A 19,135-nucleotide genomic window follows, 5' to 3' on the forward strand; every position below is an offset into this window, starting at 1 on the left:
TCAGCGCCGGCTGTCGCCGGGGGCGAGCAGGCTGGTGATCTCGGCGATCGCCTCCGGGGAGGGGTGGATGTACTTCCGCACGTTCTCCGGCTTCTTGTGCCGCGACTTCGCCATCAGCATGAGCAGGCTCGCCTCGACCTCGCCGAGGTGGGTCAGGCTCGAATGCCGCCACTCGTGCAGGTCCCACCCGGTGCCGGGCGTGCCGCCGACTGAGGTGTGCTCGTCCAGCAGGGCGCGGGCCTGCCCGTACGACAGCCGGGCGAACCCGGTGTCCGGGCAAACGTCGCGCAAGCTGACGACCTTGCCCGGACCCGGGCGGCGGTGAGTGACGAACACCGTTCCCGCGTACGGCCCTTGAGCAGCCGGGGGCAGAAGGCGGGCGGTGCCGGCGTCCCAGGGCGCCAACACGAAGTCCTCGCGGACCTGACCGCGGCGGCGGGTGCGTGGGCGGGCGCCCTTGGCCTTGACCGGGCAGCGGCGGCCGGCGAGGTCCAGGTCCTCGATGTTGACGTTGAGGATCTCCTCCGCCCGCGCGCAGGTCTCATACAGCATGCGCCACAGCGTCTTCTCCCGCAGATGCACCTCGCGCCGCGCGATCAGCCTGTCGATCGCCATCTTCGAGCGGGCCGGGGTCTCCGAGTCCGGCGGAGTCATCCGCTTCGCCCAGGCCGGGACCGACGGGCCTTCGTACCCGCGCTCGCCGCACCAGCCGAGTATTCCTCAACCCCCGAGACCGCCCCGGACTGTGATGGTCCATACGTTGGACTGTCAAGAAATTTGACTAATATGGCTGACGTCGAATCGCAGAGCAGGAGACGTCATGACCGAGACCCAGTTCGCCGAGTCCACCGAAACCACCGTCGCTGCGGCCGTCGCCGAGTTCGAAGCCGCCTGGAACGATCCGCGTACCACCTCCATCGAGCTGCCGCCGGTCGACGTCAACCGGACCCTCGCCGAGCGGTACGAGGCCGATCCGCCGACCCGGATGACCGGCGCGCAGGTGTGGGACATGGAGGTCAGGAAGGCGTGGGATCCGCTGACCTACATCCCGTACGTGGTCAGCGAGGGTGAGTCGTGGGCGACCACCGACCTCCCGGACGGCCGCCGGCACCTGCGCTCCTCGATCCAGCGGGCCTGGCTGAGCGAGGAGCGCGGCCGAGTCCTCGAGGACGTCTTCACCGACCTCGCCGCCCGGCGGGTGATCTTCCTCGGCCGGCCGCGGTTGGCCGGCCCGCAGGGTGAGACCCTGCTCGCCGACCCGTACCAGCCGCTGTTCCACGTCGAGCACGCTGTGGGCGGCACCGAGGACGAGCCGGTCAACCTGTGGCGGATCGTCGTGCTGACCGAGTCGGTCGACCCGCGCTACGCGGCTGAGTTCGCGAAGGCCGGCGCGGCGGGCGGGCTGCCCGGCTTCCTCGAGATCTACCTCGCCCGCGACCTCGGCGTCACGCTGCGCCGGCGCTGACGCGGCGACCCGGCCGGTCGACGTCCGCACCGACGTCGACCGGCCGGCGGAGATGGGAGCGCCGGTCGCCGACGCTGCCGCGTCGAGGCGTTCGAGGTCGCGCGGTGCCCGTCAGAGGCGCTTCTCGAAGCAGAGCTGGTTGTACGGCGAGGCGCTGTAGACGTCGATCTCGCGGTAGCCGCTGCTGCGGTAGAGCGCGATGGCCTCGGCGAGCGAGCTGTGGGTTCCCAGCCGGAGCGTGCGTACGCCGTGCGCGGCGGCGTCGGTCTCCAGTTGGTCCAGGAGGCGTCGGCCGAGGCCGAGGCCACGAGCCGCCGTGTCGGTCCACAGGTGACGGATCTCCGCGATACCGGGGGAGAGCCGGACCCACACCCCGCAGCCGGCGGGCCGGTCGCGCTCGCAGGCGAGCAGGAGCGCCCCGTCCAGCTCCTCGGGCCGGGTCAACGTCGCGTCGTCGTACCCCTCCGGGAAGCGTTCGGCCAGCTCGGTCGCGTACCGGCGCAGGCACTGCCACGCCCGTGGGTCATCTGCCGCGACCGGGGTGATGGTGACGGTCGCCAGCCGTAACAGCCGCCGGACCTGCTGCTGAGCGGTCACCAGCTCGTCCTGCTCGGCCGGACCGAGCCGGCCGAGCAGGGCGACGACCCCGGCCCGGGATCTCCGGTCGAGGAGGCCGCGTTCGGCCCGGCCGGCGTCGGTGAGCTCGGCGATCCTGGCTCGACCGTCGGCGGGGTGCGGGACGACGCGGACCAAGCCCTGGTCTTCGAGGGTCCGTAGCAGTCGGCTGAGATATCCGGAGTCCAGACCGAGGCGGTCGCGCAGCTCACGAACGGGGGTGCGGTCGCCGATCTCCCAGAGCAGTCGAGCCGGCCCGAGCGGGCGATCGAGGTCGAGGTAGTGATCGGTGAGCAGGCCCAGACGTTCGGTGTAGAAGCGGTTGAAGTCGCGTACCTGCTCGACGAGGTCACTCTCCATCCCGCCGAGATTAGCTGACCGAGGTCAGACAAACCGTCGGCGAACCGGCCCGGATGGTCCGTGACCGCCGGCCGAGGCCGGTAGGTGGGCTCGTGCGTCCGCCTCAGGCGTGCCGGGTCGGGTCGTCGACCCCGGACGGAGGCGTCCGAGCCGGCGGTGCCGGAGAGCGATCCCGGCCGATACCGGTGATGCCGGTCGCCTGTTCATGGGCCCGGTTCAGGATCGTCTCCGCCTCGTGCCGGGCGGCGGTCACGATCCGCTCGGCTTCGCGCCGCGCCTCGGCGCGGTGATCGTCGGCCTGCTCCTCGGCGAGTTCGAGGATCTGCTCCACCCGGGTACCGAGGCCGCTCAGGGTGGGGCGTTGCCCGTCCCGCCGACGTCGCTCCGCGGCGCCCCCTCGTCCCGTGGTCGTCCGGTCGCCGGCCTCCCCGGCGTCCTCGTCGCGGGGGACCGGACCGTCGGGCACGAGGTCGGATTCCGTCGTACCGATGAGGGAGAGCGTGACCCCGAGCGCGGCGACCGCGATGCCCGACCAGAGGGCGGCCGGTCCGAGGGACGGACCGAACGCGGCGCCGACACCGAGCCCGAAGAGGACTGCGGCGGTCTTGGCAGGCTTCCGCATGGATGCTCCTCGGACGTGCGGGAAGGTTTCGTGTTCCAGCATGGCGAGCGAGTCAACGGGCTCGATCACCGACGGAACCTCCGCTGCCCCGGGACTGGTGCCCGGCCCCACGCGCTACCGGTACGCCCTCGCCGTGCGCCACGAACGACGCGGCCGCCGGTCCGGACTCGGGTCCGGGCCGGCGGCCGCCAAGGTTCGATCGGTGGTTACCGTACGGCGACGTCCGGTGCGCCGTGGTCGGGCGTGCGCGGGCCGGCGATGTTCGCTGCCGCCGCCTCGCCGCGCTTCTCGTCGGCGTAGACCATCAGGGTGGACCCGACGATGGCGAGGACGATGCCGATCGTGGCGTAGACCGACGGCACCTTCTGGTAGACGGCCAGCGAGAGGATCACGGTCAGCACAGGTGCCAGGGCGTTGGTCGTGGGGGCCACGATCGAGGCCTTGCCCCGGCTGAACGCCATCACCAGGAAGAGCGCGCCGACGGCGTTGAGCAGCTGGGTGACCGCCGCGAGGGTCGGCGCCTGCCAGGGCGCGTCGAGCGCCAGGCCGCCGGCCATCCAGATGGCGACCGGCACCAGCAGCAGACCACTGATCGTCATCCAGGTGAAGGTGGTGGCGTCGTTGACGCCGACGGTGGCCGCCTTCCGCATGAAGTAGGCCTGCACACCCCAGGCGACGCAGATCAGAATGGCGAGGAGCAGCCACAGTCCACCGGTGGCGGAGCCGTCGCCGTCGCTGACGCTGAACAGCACGACCGCGACCAGCGCGGCGACCACACCGAGCACGGCGAGCCGCGGGATGCGTTCCCGCAGCAGCGCCGTGGCCATCAGCACGGTGATCGCGGGGGAGAGCGCGATCAGCGGGAAGATCAGGTAGGCCGGGCCGATGGTGAGCGCCTTGAACAGCAGCAGCTGGCCACCGGCGCCGGTCAGGCCGACGAGCAGGCCGTACACGGCCGCGATCGGGCGGCGGTCCAGCCGGTTGCCGCGCAGCGCGGCGACGGCCGGGATGATCATGGTGAGGGACCAGACGACGTAGACCATGCCGTCGGGGTAGCCGTAGTCGCTGGTCGGGACGGCGGAGAAGGCTCCCCAGACGCCCCAGAAGAGCACGAGCAGCCCGGCGTACGGGATCCAACTGCGGCTGATGCGGGAGATGGATGTTGTCATCTGCGCCTCCTCAGGGGGCGGTGGCGGTGGGGGTGGGGGTGGAGGTGTTCCTGAGATGCTCGAGCGCGTCGGTGTTCAGTGGGCTGCCGGCCTGCTTCGCCGCGTAGAGCGCCGCGCCGACGACCGGTGAGTAGACGGGCTGACGAAGGTCGTACCCGCCGTGCAGCGCGTGCAGGTGCGCGCGGAAAGCCTCGCGTACCTGTGGCGCGTTGAAGGTGCCGCCGGAGTAGGAGACCAGCACCTGCTCTTCGACGGGGTAGCCGAGCCGGCCGCGGGTGGTCTCCACCAGTAGGGCGAGTTCCCGGCCGGCCTCGGCGAGGATCGCGGCGGCCGCCTCGTCGCCCTGGTCGGCGGCGCGGGTGACCAGGGGGCTCAGCGCCGCGATCTCGCCGCGGTCGCCGTGCCACCGGTTCAGCACGACGTCGATCAGGTCCAGGTCCGCGGCGAGCCCCAGGTGGTCGCGGAGAATGTCCAAAAGCGGGCCGGCGGGCTGCCGACCGTCGCTCATCCGGGAGAACGCCTGCAGGCCACGGATGGCGATCCAGTACGCGGAGCCCTCGTCGCCGAAGAGTTCGCTCCACCCGCCGACGCGCAGGCCGTGACCGGCGCGTTCGCCGTAGGTCATCGATCCGGTTCCGCTGATCACGTTGATGCCGTCCGCGGCGCCCAGCGAGCCGGACCAGCCACAGAGCATGTCGTTGTCCACCCGGTACCGGTCGTGGCCGAGTACCTCCCGGGGCGTCGCGTCGAGGGCCGCGACGTCCTCGCTCACCTCGCCGTAGGTGGGGAGCCCGAAGAAGGCGAAGTCGATCTCGGCCGGGGTGATGCCGGCCTCCGCGCAGACGGCGTCGACGCCCTCCTTGAGGACCCGGGCCACCAGGTCGATGCCTTCGCTGAAGTAGTAGCTGCTCGCGGTGGTGGCCTGGGCCGCTACCGTGCCGTCAGTCCGTAGTAGGCAGAAGGCGGTCTTGGTGCCGCCGCCGTCGACGCCGAGGAACATTCGTCTCACCTCCGGCTGGCGCCACTGTTGACGTCAGCTCTCTCGCTCGTTCGGGCCGGGAGGGCCCTGAGCTGGACCTGTTGCCGGCCTTGCCACGGGCTTACGGGCAGGGGGTGCATGATCGCGCCTTGGACGACCCGGTTGACCTCTCCGCCGGGGAAGGGGTTGTCGGGGGTGAGTCCGAGCGCCAGGGAGAAGTGCAGACCGATCAGCTGCGCGCAGATCACGGCGGGCAGCACCAGCGCGGCGTCGTCCACGTCCTCGACGTCCGGCAGGGTCCAGGTGTTGTCCCGGGCCGGCTGCCCGGGCCGGCTGCTGACCGTGACCAGGTTCCGCTCCGGGACGACCCGTAGCAGCTCGGCGACCATGTCGCGGTCGTACCGGCTGGTGTACGGGTCGTTGGACTCGTAGCTGACGACCAGGGTCTCGTCGTTGAGCACGGATTTCGGTCCGTGCCGGAAGGCCAGCGCGGACTCGGCCAGGGCCACCACCCGGCCGGCGGTCAGCTCCATGACCTTCAGGGCGGATTCCCGGGCCACGCCGTGCAGGGTGCCGCTGCCGAGATAGACGATCCGGGAGTAGCCGCGTGCGGCGAGGTCGGCCGCCGCGGCCGGCCGGGTGGCCAGGATCTGCTCGGCCGCGGTGGCGAGCCGCTCCGCCAGGCCGTCGTCGGGGCCGCCGAGGGCCAGCAGGCCGGCCAGCACCATGCCCGTGAAGCTGGACGTCATGGCGAAGCCCCGGTCGTTGGCCGCCTCGGGCAGCAGCAGCACCTGCCCGGTGGCCGTGTCGGCGTGCCGGGCGGCGAGCCGACCGTTCGCGTTGCAGGTCACCACCAGGTGCCAGCACTCGGTCAGCACCTGGCTGGCCAGCTCGGTGGCGGTGACGCTCTCCGGGCTGTCGCCGGAGCGGGCGAACGACACCAGCAGCGTCGGGACGTCCTCGGCGAAGCAGGCCAGCGGGTCGGCCACGATGTCGGTGGTGGCGACGGCGTCCACCCGCCGGCCCAGCGACGGGCGCAGCGACGAGGCCAGCACCTCGCCGACGTACGCGGAGGTGCCCGCCCCGGTGAGGACGATGCGCAGGTCGGGTCGTTCGAGCAGCGGCTTCAGGAAGGCGGCGTTCGATGCCGCCGACTCCGCCGCCAGTCGTCCGATCTGGCGCCACACGGCCGGCTGCTGGGCGATCTCGCGGCTGGTGTCGAGGGCGCCGCGCCGGCGCAGGTGCTCGACGTCGTGTCCGAGGAGGGTGCTCATGCGGCGCGCCGCCCTTCTGCGGGGGAGGCCGCGCGGCGGTAGCCGCGCAGGACGTCGCGGACGCGGTCGAGGACCAGCTCGACCGGATGGTTGTCGAGGGTGCCGTCGCGGACCCGTTGGTACTGGTCGGGCAGGTACTGGCTGAGCAGCGGCAGCGGGATGGTCCGCTCGGTCAGGTTGCCCAGCAGTCGCTGCTCGGCGGCCTGGATCTCCGGGTCCGGCCAGTAGTAGCGCATCCGGTCGCTGTAGCTGTACCGCCGGGCCAGGCGCTGTTCGGCGGCGGCGCCGGTGTAGTACTTCGCCCAGTGCCCGGGCTCGGCGAGCATCCGCTGCTCGACCACCTCCGGCAGGCGCGAGCGGTCGGGCTCGGGGACGAGTTCGGTCTCGATCGCGGCCAGCGCGAACAGGGCCTCCCGCAGCGCGAAGGTCAGGCCGGGTCCGACCTTGAGCACCGCCCAGTGATCCTCGACCAGGGCGACGAGGCGCGGGACGGTCTGGTAGTCCGTGGAGTGGGCCTCGAAGACCATAGTCGGTTCGTCGTCCAGGATCTGCTGGAGTTCCTTGCTGCGCTCCCGGTCGTAGTCGACGACCCGGAGGTGGTCGAACTCCACGCCCGGCTGGACGACCAGGGCCATCACCTGCGGCCATACGTGATCGAGGCCCTGCTCGGCGAAGGCGATGCGGTGCCGGTCCAGGGTGCTGCGGGCCGAGTCGGCGGTGGTGGGTCGCAGCTCCTCGATCGTCTCCTCGGCGCCGCCGGGGACCGGGACCTCGGTGCCGATGACGTACCGCAGTTGCCCCGCCCGCCCCATCGTGGCGGCGGTCTTCTCGGCGACGGCGAGCATGCGGGCGGCGCGGGCCGCCATCACCTCGTCGCTCAGCGGGGTGTGGTCGTCGGCGCAGGGGTAGCTGCAGTCAAGGTGGATCTTGGTGAAGCCGGCCTCGACGTACGCCGCCACGAGCACGTCGACGCGCGCCATGGCCTCCTCCGCCGGCAACGAGCGCCACCGGTTCGGACCCAGGTGGTCGCCGCCGAGCACGACCCGCTCGCGGGGGAGTCCGGCTCGGTCGGCGGCCTCGTGCACCAGATCGCGGAAGTCCGCGGGTCGCATACCGGTGTAGCCACCGTCCTGGTCGACCTGGTTCGAGGTCGCCTCGATCAACACCAGGTCGCCGTCTTCCCTGGCCTGGACCATCGCGGCCTGCAGGACCAGTGGATGGGCGGAGCAGATCGAGGTGATGCCGACCGATCTTCCCCTTTTGTGCAGGGCGATGACGGTGTCGAGCGGGTTACTCACGGGGCGGTTCCTCCTCCTCGCCGTTGCGAAGCTGGTAACGGACCCTACTGGTATTCCCCGTGGTCGGCTACTGTCTAGCTGGTATGTAAATTGGTCTGCTCCGGGATGGTTCAGAGGTCAGGCGGCGTCCCCGCTCCACAGTGGAGGCCCGCGCGAGCCCGGCGCGGCCCTGCCCGGGAGCCGGGCGGGTGGCGGCCAGGATGCCGACGCCGGAGGGTCGAGGCGCGGATGCGCGCTCGCTCAACGCGCTGGTCGTGGTGCGGAGAAGAGCCAGTCGCCGCCGGCCCCTGCCGAGCCTCGGCGAGAGCGGCTGCACCACCGACGCGTCATACGCCCGCTGTGCGCCGACGACCCGCTGCGCGCGGAAGGCGGGCGAGGCCCGAGCATCTCCGGACACGACGGTGCGCCCACCCGCTCGTTCTGCGAACTCCTTCGGGAGGCCGGCCTGCGGCAGGTTCGGCTGCATGGCCTCCGGGGCGCCGCCGGTCCGCGTCCTCCTCGCCAGGAGCACCACCAGCAACGACAAGCAAAAGGCCTAGGTCATGATCGGCGATCTAGCCGATGACCTGGGCCTTTCAGTGGAGCCGCCTGACGGAATCGAACCGTCGACCTACCAACCGACCTCTTCGTCCCGAAGGAATGATCAGCCGCCGATGAGCTGGCAGGCAGCCAGAGTGATCTGCCGAAACAGTCCGCCATCGTCCATGGGCGTCTGGCCCCGGCCGCCCCGGTGGTCACCCACTCGGTCACTCACCCCCGACCGCCCGCCGTGTGCGATCAGCGAGACTCGGATCTGTGCGGGATGCTGAGCCCACTGCCGAGGAGAGCGCCTTCTTCGCCGAACTCGCGAGGCAGGTACCGGATATCCAGGACTGGTACCACCAGGACGACGGCGGCGCCCTCTGGATGACTGCGTCGTACGACTTCGCCCAGGGCAACCAGATCTACGAGACCCTGCGGCTTGACTATGACGGTAAGAGCCTCCGTGGCGGCTGGAGCCCCTCGTGTCTCAACTGGGACGACGGCGTACGAGCCGACGACGCCTTGATCGACACCACGGGTCCCGATGGACTGCGACTCGATTGTGTTGACCCAACGACCGATGCTGCTGCGGCGGCGGCATGGTTCCGACGGCATATCGACCGCTAGCAGGCCCAACCACGCTGAGAAGCTACGCGGCACTATCAGCTTGCGAATCAGGTTGATCTACACGGAAAGTGACCGATACCAAGGGGGGATAACACAGAGCGTTGATGCAGCGTGCAGCGCGGCTACTGCTGATGCCTGGTGTTGACCGCTGCGTTGGGCACGGAACGGGCACGAAGAACGTTGGGAGGGAACATGGAGGTCACTTCTGGCGGTACCCCCGGGCCGCGTCTTGCCGACCATCTAGCCGTGCGCGGCAACAACGTCTATGGCCGTCTCCCCCATGCCCCGAGGGTGAAGGTCTTGGCCGAGATGTTCGTGCGTGCAGGCTGGCGTGCCCGTGCAAGCTTGTGGACTGAGTATGAGGTCGAGCAACAGTGGGTGTGCATCGAACTGGTCGAGCGGTCGCCTGATGAACGCCTTTTCAGCGGCGTCGTTGATCCGTCCCCTGCAGACGAACTCGGTGCCGTCCTCGCGGGTTTGGGCCTGCGCTACTCGATCGAACTGTGGAGCGACGACGGAACAAGCCTCCTGCGAGAACTCACCGGATGACTCGTTCGGTGTGAAAGAATGATCGGCTGTCGATGAGCTGGGCGAGCAGCAGGTCTTACCTGCGCGAACGGGTCCACCGTCGTCCATGGGCATCCGGCACCGGTCGCGTCCGTCGTCACCCAATTGGTCACTCGGCCCAACCATCGGTGTTGAAGCGGTCACGACTCTGCCGGCAGCACCCCTCGCTGCCGCAACCAGGCTTCGAGTTCCTCAGCGGTCCCGTTCAACGGCGGCTGGTCGTCGGTGAAGTACGAGTAGGGTGCGATGCCCACCCCCTCAACGATGTGACGCGGATCGTCTTCCGGCGCATCCGGGTCCAATTCGTGCGCAGACAGCGACGCCATGGAGAAGATCGCGAATCCGGCTTGCAGGTCAAACCCGATGTCGGATGGAGTGCCGAGGTGCCCTTTGGCGGCCAGGTCGGTCATCACCTCGTCCATGAACCGGTAGGTCAGCTGGACTCCGTCGAAGAAGACCTGGTCGTGTACGCCATAGCCGACTTCGACGAGTTCAATGGCGTCGTCTTGGTCGTATGTGACGACGAGCATCGGGTCCACCGAGTTATAGACGGCCCTGGTATGAGTGCCGGCGTGGACTGGCGGCCCGAGCTTCTGCTCAACTACCCCGCGTGGGTCACCGATCTTCACCGCTTCAACGCCGACCCCAGGAATGATCTCCATCCCCGGATTATGGGCCAACGCCTGCTGGCCGCACAGTCAAGCGAGGGTTGACGCCGCGCGTCGCGATGAGGCCGTGGTGGGGATGCGGCGCGCGCATCACGGGCAGGCCCCTGGCCTGCCGGCGACTGCCGGCCCGAGGGGTCGCAGAGGCAGCCGGGTCAAGGGCGGCCCGCAGGGCCGTCGCGCAGCGACGCGAAGCGCCCTTGACCCTGGAGGGGCGGCCCCGCACACTCCGCGCCGCATCCCCACCACGGCCGGCCGTGACTCGCCCTACGGCGCGGCGGTGCGACGGCCGCCGCGCCTCGGCCGGCTGCCGGCCCACCAGTTCCCCGGTCGACGGTCTGTCGTTCTGCGGCGGCCCACCGGGCTTCCCCGCTCTCCGCGCCAGCCGCCGGGCATCAGGCGCGACGGCCGCAGAGCGACAGCGGCAGCGGCCGGCGCGCGCCCATGCGGCGGCGCGTGCGGCCCGCCAAGGGCCGCCTTGATAGACGTAAGGACAGTCCTCACACACGGCCGGCAGCCGGCTTTGTCCCGTCACGGGACATGCCTGACACTCGCGTCCCACCACATGCTTGACACCACTGGCTGAGAGCGTGTGAAGTCGGCCCGGCTTGTCAGTGCGACCCGGAGGTGACGCGTGGATCCCGGCCGGCTGGAGACCTGGCGCGAGGATCTGCGTAAAGCAGTCGCCTCCGCGGTGCAAGATTTCGAAGACCGCTACGGGTACCCGCCGGACGAGAACGTCGTCAGCGAGCCGGACACGATCGCTGCTGAACAACTCGCTGTCGTCCGTCCCGCCATCCCTGACGACCTCGTAAACCTGTACGCGGCGGTCGGTGTCGTCGACCTACCGGACATCGGTAACGGGTTCTTCCTGCACACGGCCTCCCACGTGGCCCACGCCCAGGAGGCACGGAACCTCTGGCACGTACGCGGCCGACACGACGCCGACGTTGTCGTATTCGCCAGCGATGGCGGCGGCACCCAGTACGCGCTAGCCACGCCTCCCGGATCAGCCGTCTACCGACTCCCACCGGACCTCGTCCTCGACGGCATCTACACCTCAGAAGACCCGCGCTTCGACGTGGCCGCCCCGGACCTGTCTACCTTCCTCGACCGCTTGCTCCAGGCCGTGAAGACGTTCGCTGCATCGAGCACGCCGGCGAGCTTGTGATCGATCGTCTAGCCCCGCTATGGCACACCGATCGAGCCACGCAACTTCCAGCGCTCCTGGCAGACAAGGTGAGACAAGGCGGGCGTCAAACCGATCACCGTCCACGACGCCAGGTGAGCTACCCCCGCTTTCGTGGAGCTTCTTGATCATGGTCTGATGGCCGTGGGGAGGAAGTCGTCCGTGGCAGCACCGAAGAAGTACCCCGATGAGCTACGTCAGCGCGCTGTGCGTTTGTACCGCGAGTCGGACCCGAAGCCGGTGATCCGGCGTCTGGCTGAGCAGCTTGGCGTGCATCACGAGGCGCTCAGAAACTGGATCCGGCAGGCTGAAGCTGACATGGGTGAGCGTCACGACCGGCCGACCAGCGAGATGGCGGAGGAGAACCGCCGTCTGCGCAGGGAGGTCGCCGAGTTGCGGCGGGCGAACGAGATCCTGAAGGCCGCGAGCGCGTATTTCGCGGCGGAGCTCGACCCGACCCGGCGACGGTCATGAGGTTCGTCCACGAACAGCGTGACCAGTTGGCGGTCGCGCTCCTGCTACGGGTTCTGAACATCGGCGCCTCGACCTATTACGCGTGGGTGAAGCAGGCCGAGCAGCCCTGCGACCGCGACGTGGTCGACCTGGGGCTGGTCTCCAACATCCACGAGATCTGGGAGACCTCTGGGCGCACCTACGGCGCGGACCGGGTCCACCGGCAGCTACACCGCGACGGCATCCGTGTGGGCCGCAAGCGCGTCGAGCGGTTGATGGCCGGCCAGGGATGGCAGGGGGCGTTCCTGCGTCGAGGCTGGCGCGGCGGCTCCACGAAGCAGGACCCACGGCACACGCCAGCGCCGGATCTGGTCAACCGACAGTTCACCGCCGACGGGCCGAACCGGCTCTGGGTCGCCGACGCCACCCGCATTCCCTGCGGCGAAGGCGTGTTCTGGCTCGCCGCGGTCCGTGACGCGTTCTCCCGCCGGATCGTCGGGTGGAAGACTTCCGACCGCTGCGACACCGACCTGATCCTCGCCGCCCTCGAATACGGCATCTGGTCCCGCGACGTCCGCGACGGCCAGTTGATCCACCACAGCGACCGCGGGTCGAACTACACGTCGTTCCGCTTCGCGGAACGTTTGCAGGACAACGGAATCCTGCCCTCGATGGGCTCCGTCGGCGACAGCTACGACAACGCCCTGATGGAGAATTTCTGGTCAGCGCTGAAGATCGAACTCGTCTACCGCACAAGCTGGCGGACCCGCGACGAAGCCGAGAACGCGATCTTTGCCTACATCGACGGCTGGTACAACACCCGCCGCATCCAGAAGGAACTGGGCTACCTCAGCCCGAACGAGTACGAGACCGCCTGGCACAGCCGCCAGACCGAACCAGCCGAACCAACTATCGCCGACCCTGCGCCAGCCGGCAGCAGGTAACCACCGCTCCATCAAAGCGGGGGGAACTCACCGGTCGGAGTTGCCGCGCCATCGGCGTACCGCATCCACGATGGCGCCATCGGAGGGCTGGCCGGCGAGTCCGGCCGCGATGCACATCTCTGCGGCTACGGCCGGGTCCGTCTCCACCGCGAGCCGTTGGGCCAGGACGGGTGACATGGTTGCCCACTCCTGCGGGAAGGAGGCGAGCAGATCCGCCATCCTCAGACGAAGGTCCGGGTCGGAATCCTGCAGGACCTGCAGGTACGTGGGGACACCGGCCCGCATTGCCTCATACGCTGCGGCGTGCCAGGGATGGGTGACCGGGCGTTGATACCCGCCATGCTTGCGCCACTCTGGCGACCTGGACAACCACCAGTCCGAACGCTGCGATGCGAGCTCCCTGAGCGTCGGGATGTCGGACGCGGGCCTCGGCGATTCGTACAGCTCGACACAATCGAGGATCGTCCGCAGGAGGCGAGAGGCCACCAGCCGATCCGGTGCCTCCTGATCGGCAAGCAGATCGATCAGATACGGCGCTGCGGTCGCCGCCGGCTCCTCCACCAACCCTTGGTGCTGGAGATGGTCTTCGAGCTGCTCTTCCGCCTCGCCCCGGGCCCCCGGGTCCGGAGATCGAAGCGACTGCAACAGCCTCGGCACATCCGAAGCCGGCCCATACGGACCTTCCAGCGAATCCCAGTCGACGGCGTCCAGGTAGTCATTCACGGCCGGCAAAGTAGCATCGCCGACCGACCGCCAGGCGGATCGAGCGCTGAAAGGCCATATCGGCTGGCGTTCCTGCGACCGGCTGCGCTCCCAATGACCGTTGCTGTACTTCACTGCTGTACGCAAGCAGAAAGGCCACCTCCCGAAGCCGGGAAGTGGCCTTTCACCTGCGTGGGCGATACTGGGATCGAACCAGTGACCTCTTCGGTGTGAAGGAATGATCGTGACCACCTGACCTGCGGCCGGTAAGCCTCTGAGCTGCGTGAACGGTCCCCGATCGTCCATAGCCGTCCGTGGGTGTTCACCTCGATCGTCACTCAGTTAGACACCCACGCCTGGCCCGCCGTTCCGTCTGCCGCCGACCCGCCCGTCTGGGGAGCGGGCCGCCCGGTCCGCCACGTCAAGGCGGCCTTGACGCACGTACGGACGGTGCCGGAACAGACGGAGTTGGCTTTCGTGTCGCGGACCGCGCCCCGGCGGACACCGCCAAAGTGGCGCAGTTGACCCAACTGCGCCCGGCCACGGACCCTGCTCCCGGCGTCGGAGCTGGCCGGGTCAGGCCCGGCCGGCGGGGACACCCTCACCAGAATCCTATATTGAGGGCGGGGCATCCGCCGAGCTGGACGCCCCGACGTCAAGGAAGTCGTGTGCACCGCCCTGGGCGGTGCCGAGGACGAACTCGATCAGGCCGGATTGGTGATGGAGGCCCGGAAGCGGTAGCGGTCGCCGCGGTAGACCTGGACGGTCAGCTCGATCGGGCGGCCTGCCTGGTTGAAGGTGAGCGTGGTCGCCACGAGCATCGGCATGGTGTCGCCGATCTCGAACAGCTCCATCTCCCGTGGCGTCGGGTGCCGGGCTTCGCACGAGTAGTCGGCGACGCGCGGCGTCTGCGGCGGGTCGGCCGCGCGCAGGGTGGCGTAGAGCGAGGCGGTGTTGAAGTCGGTCTCGGCCAGGGCCGGGCAGGCCGCCAGCGGGAGCCGGTTGTGCTCGAGCACGACCAGCAGGCCGTCGAGGAAGCGGAGTCGGTGCAGTTCGAAGAGGTCGGCGCCGGGGGCGATGCGGAGGTCTTCGGCCTCGGAGACCGTCGCCGGGCGGACCGTGGCGGAGAGGACCCGGCTGCTCGGCGTGAGGCCGTTGACGCGGGCGAAGTCGGCGAGGCCCTGCACCTGGGGGGTCGCCTCGGTGGGAGTGGCCGCCGGCGGATCGGGGAGCTGGTCGAGGTCGGCGACGAACCATCCGCGCGTCGACGACGGGCGCACGATGCCGCGCGACTCCAGGTCGGCGAGGGCGGCTCGCAGCGTCACGCGCGAGACGGCGTATCGGGTCGCCAGCGCTCGCTCGGAGGGCAGCCGGTCACCTGGGTGGGCGGCGGTGGCGCGCAGGTCGTCTAGCAGCTGCTTGGCGGTTCGCTCGTAGAGGGGAAGCGCGTCGTCGGCGAACAGGCCACGGGGCATCCGCGTCCTCGCAACAGTCATACCAGCCAACCATACCAGTGCGATCGATCTTTGGAGCCGGACGCCCATGTCCGGCGCGCCGCTCCGCCTCGGGTCGTGGTGAACGAACCAAAAACTACCGGGAACCGGCCATTGACAAGCCAAGAATATACCACCTACGTTCGTCGGGCAGACCATCCGGCGCGGAATGGGGAACCCCACATGCGTGAGCTTCTGCTCGGCCTTGTCGCCACCGGCGGCTCGGGCCGGCATTTGGTATCCCTCTGGTCTGCATCGTGACTTCAGTGGTGAACGAGGCGGCGGCGTCGCGCTCCTTGGCCGATGCCGTCTCGCTCTCCGTGGATGCCAGGTCGAACCAGGTCGACCGGAGCTCGCGGCCGCCCGTACGGGCAGCCGTCGGATCTGCGTGACCCGGTCCTCGGCCCGGCAGTACGTATCGGCACGTTCGAGGTGACCCGATCTCGAGGATCCACAGCGACGAGCGACCGGCGCGACCCGGTTGTAGCGCTGCGCGACGAGCCCGAAGGGAGATTGACATGAGCAACATGAAGCGGCGGACCATGTTGAAGGTGGCACTGGGGGGTGCCGGCCTGACCGCGCTCCCTGCCGTGACCACGGCTGTGGGCGCGACCCCCGCGGCCGCCGCACCGCACCGCGGTCCCGACGTCGTCGGCGTCGGCGACACCTCCATCACCGTGGAGTTCGACGACAAGCTGCACAGCCGGGTGGCCTTGAAGGACGTCGACGTCACGCGCTTCGACGCGAGCGAGGCGCTGCTGCTGGGCGACACCGCGATCGAAGACTTCGCCTACCGTGGACACGAGACCCGTAAGACCAAGCATCACCGGCACGGCGCGGGCGTCCAGGTGACCATCGAGGGCGACTCCAGAACCGGCGTACGCAAGACGGTGGAGCTGACCTCCTTCCAGCGCCTCACCGGCATGATCGTGATGCGGGTGACCTACACCAACAAGTCCGGTGCCGACCTGAAGGTCACCGGGTGGCGCAGCGGAGCCCACCAGCTCCTCGCGAAGCCCGGCGGCTTCTACACCTTCTCCGGCACCACCCACGAGGACCGTCGTGACTGGGTGCAGCCAGTGACGGAGGACTTCGACCAGAAGAACTCGCTGGGGATGGACTCCTCCGACTACGGCGGCGGCACGCCGATGGCGTCCGTCTGGCGTTCGGGCGGGGGCATCTCCGTCGGGCACGTCGAACCCGTGGCGAAGATCCTGCGCCTGCCGGTCCGCAAGACGGCCGTCGGGGCGAGCATCGCCGTCGAGGGCGACGTCGTCCGTACCCTGAAGCCGGGCCAGCAGCTGACCACCGAAACTACCTTCCTGACCGCCCACTCGGGCGACTACTTCGTGCCGCTGCAGCGCTACCGCGACTACATGAGCGACATCGGCCTGCGCGCCCCCAAGACGCCGAAGCCGGCCCTCGAACCGATCTGGTGCGCCTGGGGTTACGAGCGCGACTTCACCGTCGAGCAGGTCGTCGCAACGCTTCCCAAGGTGCGTGAGGTCGGCCTCAAGTGGGCGGTGCTCGACGACGGTTGGCAGACCAACGAGGGCGACTGGGACCTCAACCCGCAGAAGTTCCCCCGGGGCGAGGCGGACATGCGCTCCTTCACCAAGCAGATCCGGGACGCGGGCCTGCGCCCGCGCCTGTGGTGGGCCCCGCTCGCGGCCGACCCCGAGAGCAACCTGTTCAAGTCGCGTCCCGACATGCTCCTGCTCGACCGCGACGGCAACAAGCAGGAGGTGACCTGGTGGGACGCCTACACCCTGTGTCCGGCGTACCAGCCCACTGTGGACTACTTCGTCGGCCAGGTGAAGAAGTTCATCGGTGACTGGGGCTACGAGGGACTCAAGATCGACGGCCAGCACCTCAACGGGGTCACGCCCTGCTACAACCCGGCCCACGGGCACGCCCGCCCCGAGGAGTCGACCGAGGGTCTGGCGCAGTTCTGGCGGGCGGTGCACGAGGCCGCGCACGAGGCGAACCGCAACGCGGTCATCGAGCTGTGCCCCTGCGGCACCGCCTTCGCCTTCCACAACCTGCCCTACATCGACCAGTACCCGGGCTCGGACCCGACCTCGTCCTACCAGGTCCGGACCAAGGGCAAGACGATGAAGGCGCTGATGGGTCAGGGCGCCAGCTACGCCGGCGACCACGTCGAGCTCAGCGACAACGGCAACGACTTCGCGTCCAGCTACGGCGTGGGCGCCGTCCTGTCGACCAAGTTCACCTACCCGGCGGGCCCGGACGACGAGAACGTGCTCACCCCGGAAAAGGAGGCGGTCTGGCGCAAGTGGGTGAGTCTGTACAGCCAGAACATGCTGCCCACCGGCGAGTACCGGGGCGAGCTGTACGACATCGGCTTCGACAAGCCCGAGGCGCACGTCGTGGCCAAGGAGAAGACCCTGCACTACGCCTTCTACGCCGACCAGTGGAACGGCGCGGTGGAGCTGCGCGGTCTGGGCCGGGGCCGCTACCGCCTGACCGACCCGTTCAACGGCGTCTCCCTCGGCACCGTCGACGCCAGGCACAACACGGTCAAGCTGACCTTCGAGAAGTTCCAGCTCGTCGTGGCCGAGCCCATCGGGTGAACTGAACCGAGGTGACGGATGAGCCGCGAGGTCTTCGAATCACCGGAGACCTCGCGGCCCTCCCGTACCGGAGAGCGGTCGTCGCACCAGGTCATCGAGCGACACCGGCCGCCGGCACCTCGACGGGGCACTATCGTTCTGGCGTGCAGATCCGATTTGACGTCCCGGCCGATCCCGCCTACCCGGGCCGCGTGGCCGCCGCGCTCAGCAGTGTTCGGCTGCGCCGGTACGGATATATCGGCGCGGTGCTGGCGGTGGTCGGGGTGATCGGTCTCGCCGTCGCGCAGGGGTCCGCGCGGGGCGACCGGATCGTGCCGCTCTTTACGGCGTTGGTCGTGGCCGGCGTGCTGTCGATGCTGTACGCGCCGTTCGTGCGGTGGCGCGCCCGACGCCGCTCCAGTGGCTACGCCGTCGCGGGCGCCTACGACATCACCGATGACAACATCATGATGCGCAGCGGCTCGGAGTCCGGCGGTATCGCCTGGGACGGGGTCGCCCAGGTGCGGAGCACCCCTGACTTCTGGATCGTGTACGTCGGCCGGATGCCGGCGACCGTGATCCCGCGCCGCTTGATGTCCGCCGAGGATGCCGAGACGCTGCGGGCCTTCATGGCCCAGCGTGGGCTGCTCTAAGGCGTGTTTCGTTAGAGGTTGTCTCACGTGGCAAGTTTCGCGAGCTGTAGCAGGTCAGGGCGGCGGCCATGGCCAGGCCTCGGCTCTGCCGGTCGTTGCGGACCACGTACGGGATCTTGAGACCACGAGTAGCCCATGGCAGGCTCATGCCGCATGATCGATGATTTCGCGAAAGCCAACCTGCACGGGAGGCTGCGGCGGGACCGCAAGGCGCTGCTTTGGAAACTCGACGGCTTGTCCGAATACGACGCCCGCCGACCTTTGACAGCGACCGGGACCAACCTCCTCGGCCTGGTCAAACACGTGGCCACCGTCGAGGCCAGGTACTTCGGCGAGGTCTTCGACCGCCCTTCCCCGGAACCGCTGCCCCGGTGGCAGGACTCCAACGGCAGCGATCTGTGGGCGACCGAGGACGAGACCCGCGATCAGATCATCGCGTTCTACCAGCGCACGTGGGAACACTCGGACGCGACGATCAACGCTCTTCCCCTCGACGCCCCCGGCCACGTGCCGTGGTGGCCGGAGCCTTATGCCGACACGAACCTGTTCGCCATCACGATCCATGTCCTCGGCGAGTCCATCCGGCATGCCGGGCACGCCGATATCCTGCGCGAGGGCCTCGACGGCCGGACCGGGTTACGCGCCGAACACGAAAACCAGATCGACGAGGAAGCCCGTGCAGCCTACTGCGCGAAGATCGAGCAGACCGCCAGGTCGGCTGACGAGGCGGCATGACCTGACCGACGGGCAGTGGGCTGCTCTGGCTCCGCTGCTGCCTGCCGCGCCGAGGACAGGTCGTCGGCCGAAGTGGGAGAAACGACAGCTTATTGATGGGATCCGGTGGCGGATCCGCATCGGCGCCCCATGGCGGAATGTCCCGGCTGAATACGCGTCCTGGCCCACCGTCCGGGGCGGAACGGGAGCAGCTCGCGCGGCCGCTGACCGCCCTGGTCGAGCAGCACGGC

19 protein-coding genes and 1 pseudogene are annotated in these 19,135 nt (G+C 69.2%); 10 read left to right on the plus strand and 10 right to left on the minus strand.

The window, feature by feature from the left end:
* Nucleotides 1–654, minus strand: a complete 654-nt coding sequence (locus tag D7147_RS04630; protein WP_233562931.1) for a site-specific integrase — start codon at nt 652–654, stop codon at nt 1–3.
* A 166-nt stretch (nt 655–820) separates the two neighbouring features.
* Here D7147_RS04630 and D7147_RS04635 point away from each other — a divergent pair, with 166 nt between their 5' ends.
* Nucleotides 821–1,465, plus strand: a complete 645-nt coding sequence (locus D7147_RS04635) for a hypothetical protein (RefSeq protein ID WP_120674050.1) — start codon at nt 821–823, stop codon at nt 1,463–1,465.
* Nucleotides 1,466–1,576: 111 nt separating this feature from the next.
* Here the strand turns inward: D7147_RS04635 and D7147_RS04640 are convergent, their stop codons facing one another.
* From D7147_RS04640 to D7147_RS04665, 6 genes are all read right to left on the minus strand, one after another.
* Complete coding sequence (locus D7147_RS04640; RefSeq protein WP_120674051.1) at nt 1,577–2,440, minus strand: bifunctional helix-turn-helix transcriptional regulator/GNAT family N-acetyltransferase; 864 nt, start codon at nt 2,438–2,440, stop codon at nt 1,577–1,579.
* Nucleotides 2,441–2,543: 103 nt separating this feature from the next.
* Entirely contained in the window at nt 2,544–3,062 is a 519-nt protein-coding gene (locus tag D7147_RS33620; protein ID WP_407663309.1) for a hypothetical protein, read from the minus strand.
* A gap of 206 nt (nt 3,063–3,268) precedes the next feature.
* Nucleotides 3,269–4,231 (minus strand): DMT family transporter, encoded by a 963-nt coding sequence (locus D7147_RS04650; protein ID WP_120674052.1) that lies wholly within the window; start codon nt 4,229–4,231, stop codon nt 3,269–3,271.
* 10 nt (nt 4,232–4,241) lie between these two features.
* The gene (locus D7147_RS04655) at nt 4,242–5,231 is read right to left on the minus strand and encodes an N-acetylglucosamine kinase (RefSeq protein ID WP_120674053.1); all 990 of its coding nucleotides are present in this window, start codon (nt 5,229–5,231) and stop codon (nt 4,242–4,244) included.
* 5 nt (nt 5,232–5,236) lie between these two features.
* On the minus strand, nt 5,237–6,484 hold the full coding sequence (locus D7147_RS04660) for an SIS domain-containing protein (protein ID WP_120674054.1): 1,248 nt from the start codon (nt 6,482–6,484) through the stop codon (nt 5,237–5,239).
* Complete coding sequence (locus D7147_RS04665) at nt 6,481–7,782, minus strand: D-tagatose-bisphosphate aldolase, class II, non-catalytic subunit (protein WP_120674055.1); 1,302 nt, start codon at nt 7,780–7,782, stop codon at nt 6,481–6,483. The genes D7147_RS04660 and D7147_RS04665 overlap by 4 nt, the downstream gene beginning before the upstream one ends.
* Nucleotides 7,783–8,577: 795 nt before the next feature.
* Here D7147_RS04665 and D7147_RS04670 point away from each other — a divergent pair.
* Together D7147_RS04670 and D7147_RS04675 are read left to right on the plus strand one after the other, a co-directional pair.
* Complete coding sequence (locus D7147_RS04670; protein WP_120674056.1) at nt 8,578–8,931, plus strand: hypothetical protein; 354 nt, start codon at nt 8,578–8,580, stop codon at nt 8,929–8,931.
* Between the two features lie 246 nt (nt 8,932–9,177).
* Complete coding sequence (locus D7147_RS04675) at nt 9,178–9,480, plus strand: hypothetical protein (protein WP_147437336.1); 303 nt, start codon at nt 9,178–9,180, stop codon at nt 9,478–9,480.
* Nucleotides 9,481–9,638: 158 nt separating this feature from the next.
* On the opposite strand, the gene D7147_RS04680 is transcribed toward D7147_RS04675, so the two are convergent.
* Nucleotides 9,639–10,160, minus strand: a complete 522-nt coding sequence (locus D7147_RS04680; RefSeq protein ID WP_120674058.1) for a hypothetical protein — start codon at nt 10,158–10,160, stop codon at nt 9,639–9,641.
* A 637-nt stretch (nt 10,161–10,797) separates the two neighbouring features.
* On the opposite strand from D7147_RS04680, the gene D7147_RS04685 reads away from it, so the two are divergent.
* The 3 genes from D7147_RS04685 to D7147_RS04695 all read left to right on the plus strand — a co-directional run bounded on the left by D7147_RS04685 (nt 10,798) and on the right by D7147_RS04695 (nt 12,749).
* A complete protein-coding gene (locus tag D7147_RS04685; RefSeq protein ID WP_147437337.1) occupies nt 10,798–11,334 on the plus strand; it encodes a hypothetical protein in 537 nt (178 codons plus the stop codon).
* Between the two features lie 180 nt (nt 11,335–11,514).
* Nucleotides 11,515–11,826 (plus strand): transposase, encoded by a 312-nt coding sequence (locus D7147_RS04690; protein ID WP_158609278.1) that lies wholly within the window; start codon nt 11,515–11,517, stop codon nt 11,824–11,826.
* Between the two features lie 26 nt (nt 11,827–11,852).
* On the plus strand, nt 11,853–12,749 hold the full coding sequence (locus D7147_RS04695; protein ID WP_233562932.1) for an IS3 family transposase: 897 nt from the start codon (nt 11,853–11,855) through the stop codon (nt 12,747–12,749).
* A gap of 27 nt (nt 12,750–12,776) precedes the next feature.
* Here the strand turns inward: D7147_RS04695 and D7147_RS04700 are convergent, their stop codons facing one another.
* Nucleotides 12,777–13,472: a hypothetical protein gene (locus D7147_RS04700; protein ID WP_120674062.1), complete on the minus strand. Its 696-nt coding sequence runs from the start codon at nt 13,470–13,472 to the stop codon at nt 12,777–12,779.
* A gap of 683 nt (nt 13,473–14,155) precedes the next feature.
* Nucleotides 14,156–14,947 carry a GntR family transcriptional regulator gene (locus D7147_RS04705; RefSeq protein ID WP_199734072.1) on the minus strand — a complete coding sequence of 264 codons (792 nt, stop codon included), beginning with the start codon at nt 14,945–14,947 and terminating at the stop codon, nt 14,156–14,158.
* A 515-nt stretch (nt 14,948–15,462) separates the two neighbouring features.
* On the opposite strand from D7147_RS04705, the gene D7147_RS04710 reads away from it, so the two are divergent.
* From D7147_RS04710 to D7147_RS04725, 4 genes and pseudogenes are all read left to right on the plus strand, one after another.
* A complete protein-coding gene (locus tag D7147_RS04710) occupies nt 15,463–17,538 on the plus strand; it encodes a glycoside hydrolase family 36 protein (protein ID WP_120674064.1) in 2,076 nt (691 codons plus the stop codon).
* Between the two features lie 143 nt (nt 17,539–17,681).
* Complete coding sequence (locus tag D7147_RS04715) at nt 17,682–18,170, plus strand: YcxB family protein (RefSeq protein ID WP_120674065.1); 489 nt, start codon at nt 17,682–17,684, stop codon at nt 18,168–18,170.
* 153 nt (nt 18,171–18,323) lie between these two features.
* Nucleotides 18,324–18,905 (plus strand): DinB family protein, encoded by a 582-nt coding sequence (locus D7147_RS04720; RefSeq protein WP_120674066.1) that lies wholly within the window; start codon nt 18,324–18,326, stop codon nt 18,903–18,905.
* Nucleotides 18,889–19,125: pseudogene (locus tag D7147_RS04725) on the plus strand (transposase); the annotation flags it as partial. The gene D7147_RS04720 and the pseudogene D7147_RS04725, both read left to right, overlap by 17 nt.
* Nucleotides 19,126–19,135 lie beyond the last annotated feature (10 nt).

The organism is Micromonospora musae (assembly GCF_003626545.1).
In the GTDB taxonomy this organism is placed as follows: Bacteria; Actinomycetota; Actinomycetes; order Mycobacteriales; family Micromonosporaceae; genus Micromonospora; species Micromonospora musae.